A 4868-nucleotide genomic window follows, 5' to 3' on the forward strand; every position below is an offset into this window, starting at 1 on the left:
CGCGGTCATGATGGCAGTGGGAGACGGCATCGCGATGCTGGCCAGTCGACTGCGGTCATTCACCCCTCAGGATTTTGCCAAATTCCATCCGGGCGGTGCGTTGGGACGCAAATTGGCCACGGTCGACCAGATCATGCGAGGCCTTGATGCTTGCCGGATCGCCACCAGCGACATCACGGTACGCGAAGCGATGGTGCGAGCATCGAAAAATGGTCGCCGTACCGGCGCCGTGATGCTGGTCAACGAATCGAAACAACTCGTCGGCATTTTTACCGACAGCGACTTAGCACGCATCTTGGAAACACGCAACGACATTGCACTGGACCATAGCATTGCCAACCGCATGACGGCGAATCCGACGACGGCGTCCAGCGGCATGTTGCTGCAGGATGCCTTGGCGATCATGTCACGTCGGCGGATCAGCGAACTTCCTGTGCTGGATGCTCACCGACGTCCGATCGGATTGATTGATATCACCGATATCGCAGGCATGTTGGGCCCGCAAGACGAACCCGCAATCTTAAGTTTCAGACCGTAATACTCCCTTTATGCCTACCAAGCTTTCTACCGACGCATCGATTGCCGAACCGATCACCTGCATCATTTCGGATGTCGACGGTGTGATGACCGACGGACGCATCGTTTATGACGACCATGGTGTCGAGACCAAACGCTTTCACGTTCGCGATGGTTTAGGGATCAAGCTGTGGATGCGATCGGGATTTGCGTTTGCCATCTTGTCGGCGCGACAGGGGAACGCGGTCAAAAAACGCGCAGCGGAACTTGGTATCGAGCATGTTGCCCAAGGGTTCGAAAAAAAATGGCCTGCGGCGGAATCGCTGTTTGACGCGATCGGGTGCCGTCCGGAACAAGTCTGCTATATCGGCGACGATTTGCCGGATATTGCCGTAATGAAGCGAGTCGCATTGGCGGTATCGCCCGCAGACGCGGCAACCGACGCTCGCGATGCTGCCCACTGGGTGTTGCAAAAACAGGGTGGCGAGGGTGCAGTACGAGAACTGGTTGAACGATTGTTACGCGCAAAAGGAGTTTGGCAGGACCACCTCGATTTGAATTAACGCAGGTAACCAGAAGTGTTTGGGATTGTTAGCCGTTTTGGCGCTAGCCACGGTTCAGACGTTCACCCGGGAATAGCTTCCCAGCAGCGAACGAGATTTCACCCAATCAATTCTACCTATCTGCGTAAAACGAGGACTTTGGCGGCATGTCGTCGCAAAAGTCGTCATGACAATCGGCACCCCATTCCCAACGAACGAGACTCTTGGCGAGTTTCGCTACCTAAAAAACGAAGCGGTACCGCAGCGGCAAGCGCCGTCGGCAGACAAGACACAACAATGCTGCGAAAAACATATCATTACATTTCCGCTCTACTCTTTCTAAGCGTGTTGGCTTTTGTCTATCACGTGTTGGTGGTTGCGTGGCTGCGCCCTCCCGAAGTCGAACGCGTCGCACTAGCGCCGGCACGCGAGTTCAAAGTTGGTGACACGCTTGCGGATCTGTTCCCCGAGGGAGCATGGCAGCGAGAAAAATGCAAACGGCTGCAAACCGCCGATGGGATGCTGTTGTTTCAAAACTGGGAACAAAGCAGTCCGGACCAGTGGAAACTGTGGCCAATGACCGTCGTGATCGGTCGCGGCATGAAGAGTTCCAGCAGTGAATCGCCGGTCGTGATCGAAGCCAACGAAGGGGCCGAAATCAAGTTCAGCGGTTCGCTTGACGTGATGAGTGGCGGAGCGCCGCCGATCCAGCGGGGCCGCATGATGGGTGTGGTGCAGATCAGTCGCTTGAACCCCACCACCCCAAGTCAATCGCTGTCGATTCGCACTGCGAACGTGGGTATCGACAACCAAAAAATCTGGACGACCGAAGCGATCCAAATGAACCTCGGCAAAGCCAAGATGCTCGGCCGCGACTTGACCATCCATTTGGCGACCAACACATCGGCACCCATGGCGTCGAGCGGAAAAACCGCCGTCTTGGACCGCATGGAACTGATCTATTTGGAAGAGTTTCGGATGCCGCTGGAGAACGGCGGACTATGGCCCGCGGCGACCACGACGACACCGATCCAAAACAGCGTCGCAGTCGATCCGACATCGATGTTGACGCAAAGCTCCGCCGCCACGTCTCAAGCCGCAAATGGATCCGTCGAGGATGCGGCCGCCGAAATTCAACTTCAGTGCAACGGTCGGCTCGAATACGACTTTGCGATCGACCAACTGATGCTCCGCGATTCGGTATCACTGATCCATCAAATTGCCGGTGCGAAAACGGACCGATTTGATTGTGACACGATCGAATTGACGTTTCGCGACCCCAGCAACAAGTCGCTTGTTCGCGCGACGGCGCTCGATTGGCTGCACCGCATCAAAGCGACCGGTGCCCCGTTGGCCGCACGGTTGCCCAATTTAGATTTAGAAATCTATGCAGGCCAAATTGACATGCAGGCCAGCAAAGGACTCGTCCGCGCCGATGGGATCCAGGGAATCGAAGTGCACCGCGCCGGAATTCATGCACGACTTGAAAGCATCGTCTACCAATTCGATCCCACATCGCCGGGAACGCTCGGAGCGATTGACGCTCGCGGTATCGGCATTGTCACGCTCGATGCACCGAACGTCCCGTTGCGACGGATTCAGTGGCGTGAGGGTTTCAAAATGCAACCGCTTGGCCCGATCCGCAAAGATTCGGTCACCAGCAATGTCGGTTTTTGGATCGATGGCGATGTTAAAACGGCATTGACCGATGGCGGCGAATTCCAAGCCGATTCCGTCGAAGGGGTGCTAAAACCCGACCCTCGTAAAAAAGCGAAACGGGGTGGCAACGCGATGATCCCCGAGCAGTTGGCGGCGTTGGGCAACGTGCACTTGGACACCTCGTCGATCCAAGCCGACACCGATCAACTGCGATTGTTCTTTGTCGAACCCGAGCCCGCCCCCATTGGCATGATCGAAGGCAATCAGGAAGAAGCCCCCAGCTCGATCCGCCAATTGGTCAAACAACCTGAACCGGGAACCACCACGACCGTTCCTGTCGCCCGGTCGCGTCCCTCGGTCGCGGGCAATGCGATCACGGCTAAGTTGGTGCTCAGCGATGGGGGCGTACAGGCCCAAGACCTAAGCGTCGTCGGTGCGGTTCATCTAACGCATACTGTGCAATTGGGTGGGCAACCAATGCTGGCCAAATTGACGGGCGAACAACTTCGTTTGATCGATGGCGGCGGCGAAGACGTTTTGCAACTCGGCAGCGGCGTCGGTGCTCCGGCACGCTTTGAAATAGGGGACGGCTATTTTGTCGGCCCCCTGATCCAAATCCGTCCCAGCGACAACATCATCTGGATCAATGAAGCGGGCGAGTTCCGTATTCCATCACAAGCATTACCAAGCAGCTTGGCGGACGGCTTGGCAGGTGAACCAACCGGCACCGATCCAACCACAAGGGACACTCCCAGCCGCGTTTCCCAATCCGCCGATCCTGAATCCAAGTTAACTTGGACCGAACCGCCGCTGTGTCGATGGCAGGGCGAAATGGTCTTTGACGGAAAAACGGCGACGCTTACCGATGGCGTCGAGATCACCGCTTCGCTGATCAATGGCCGTGAGCCATGGGATGTTCACGTCGCAGGTGACCGCATGGAGATCATCTTGCACGACGGCGTGCAAGTTCGCGACCTGAAAACAATGAAGACGGCAACGGTCCAGCGGATCGATTTGCTGCAAAGCGAATCACGCCCACTGATGATTTCGGCGGTGCAACGTGCCCCCGACGGTTTAACCGAATCGAAACATGTACTGCACGCCGAGAAATTGACGTTGGTCCCCTCGGGCGGCGGCAAGCTTTTCGGTACAGGCCCGGGATGGTACCGATGTTGGGCACGCGGCGATCAAAGCGGACTGAAACCTGGCGGCACCGCCAAAGCCAAGGTGGACCGCAACGTGTTAACCGGCATCCATCTGATTTTTAACGATACGATGCAAGGCGACATGTTGAACAAGTCGCTTGACTTCATGCGAGGCGTACGGGTTGGCGTTCGCGACGTCGCCAGCTGGGACGACACGTTTGACGCCCAGACGATGGACGCCTTGTCCGCCGGTCAAACGACACTCGATTGCGACCATCTTCGGTTCGGAATCTCACCTGAAGCGGCGAATATGCCTTCGATCGCGGGACTGGCAACACCGTGGGAAACCGAAGCTGCCGGCGGTGTGATTTTCCGCACCCGCAATGAGCGTGGGTTGTTGGAATGTAGTGCGACGCGAGCCGCCTACTCCGCAGCCAAAGACATGTTCACGATGCATGGAGCGCCCAATCGACCGGCACTGTTCCGCCAACAACTTCCCGATGGACAACCGGGACCCGAAGGAGCGGTCAAATCGATGTCTCTGAAGCTCAAGACGATGGAGGTTGAAAACCTGCAACTCGAACGGCTCAGTATCGCGGCGCCTCCGGGAATGACAGCCCCAAAATAGGTTGGCAGTTCGCCGCTGATCGCTCCGCGATCATGGCCTTGGATCGCTCGGGACGTGCGAGAGATCAAATGATACATCTGGTTGTAGCGGATGTCGTGCGTGACTTTCGTTTACGGCGATGACCGAAATACGGGGATGACCGAAACTCTTGACGAGTTCCGCTACCGTCAGCAATCGAATCGCATGTCCCGAACGACCCGCAACGCTACAAACCCGAATTTCTTCCCTTTCGGTGGCCGACTCGTTTTTGTTATTCCCCAAGGACGAGAACTCAATTTCTTCCTCGACCGGAAAAAACAAATGCGTCCAATTTCGAATCTATCGCTTTTCGTCGGCGTTTGTTGTAGTGCCATTTTCATCAGCGGATCGCACGCCGGA

Annotated in this window: 3 protein-coding genes; all 3 read left to right on the forward strand. The window is 56.5% G+C overall.

The window, feature by feature from the left end:
* A partial coding sequence (locus tag ABX962_RS30250; RefSeq protein WP_372725132.1) for a CBS domain-containing protein occupies positions 1–538 on the forward strand: 538 nt, incomplete at its 5' end.
* A gap of 10 nt (positions 539–548) precedes the next feature.
* Positions 549–1079 (forward strand): KdsC family phosphatase, encoded by a 531-nt coding sequence (locus tag ABX962_RS30255; protein ID WP_372725134.1) that lies wholly within the window; start codon positions 549–551, stop codon positions 1077–1079.
* A gap of 276 nt (positions 1080–1355) precedes the next feature.
* Complete coding sequence (locus ABX962_RS30260; protein ID WP_372725136.1) at positions 1356–4490, forward strand: hypothetical protein; 3135 nt, start codon at positions 1356–1358, stop codon at positions 4488–4490.
* Positions 4491–4868: the final 378 nt, after the last annotated feature.

The sequence above is a fragment of the Novipirellula sp. genome (assembly GCF_041583735.1).
GTDB lineage: Bacteria > Planctomycetota > Planctomycetia > Pirellulales > Pirellulaceae > Novipirellula.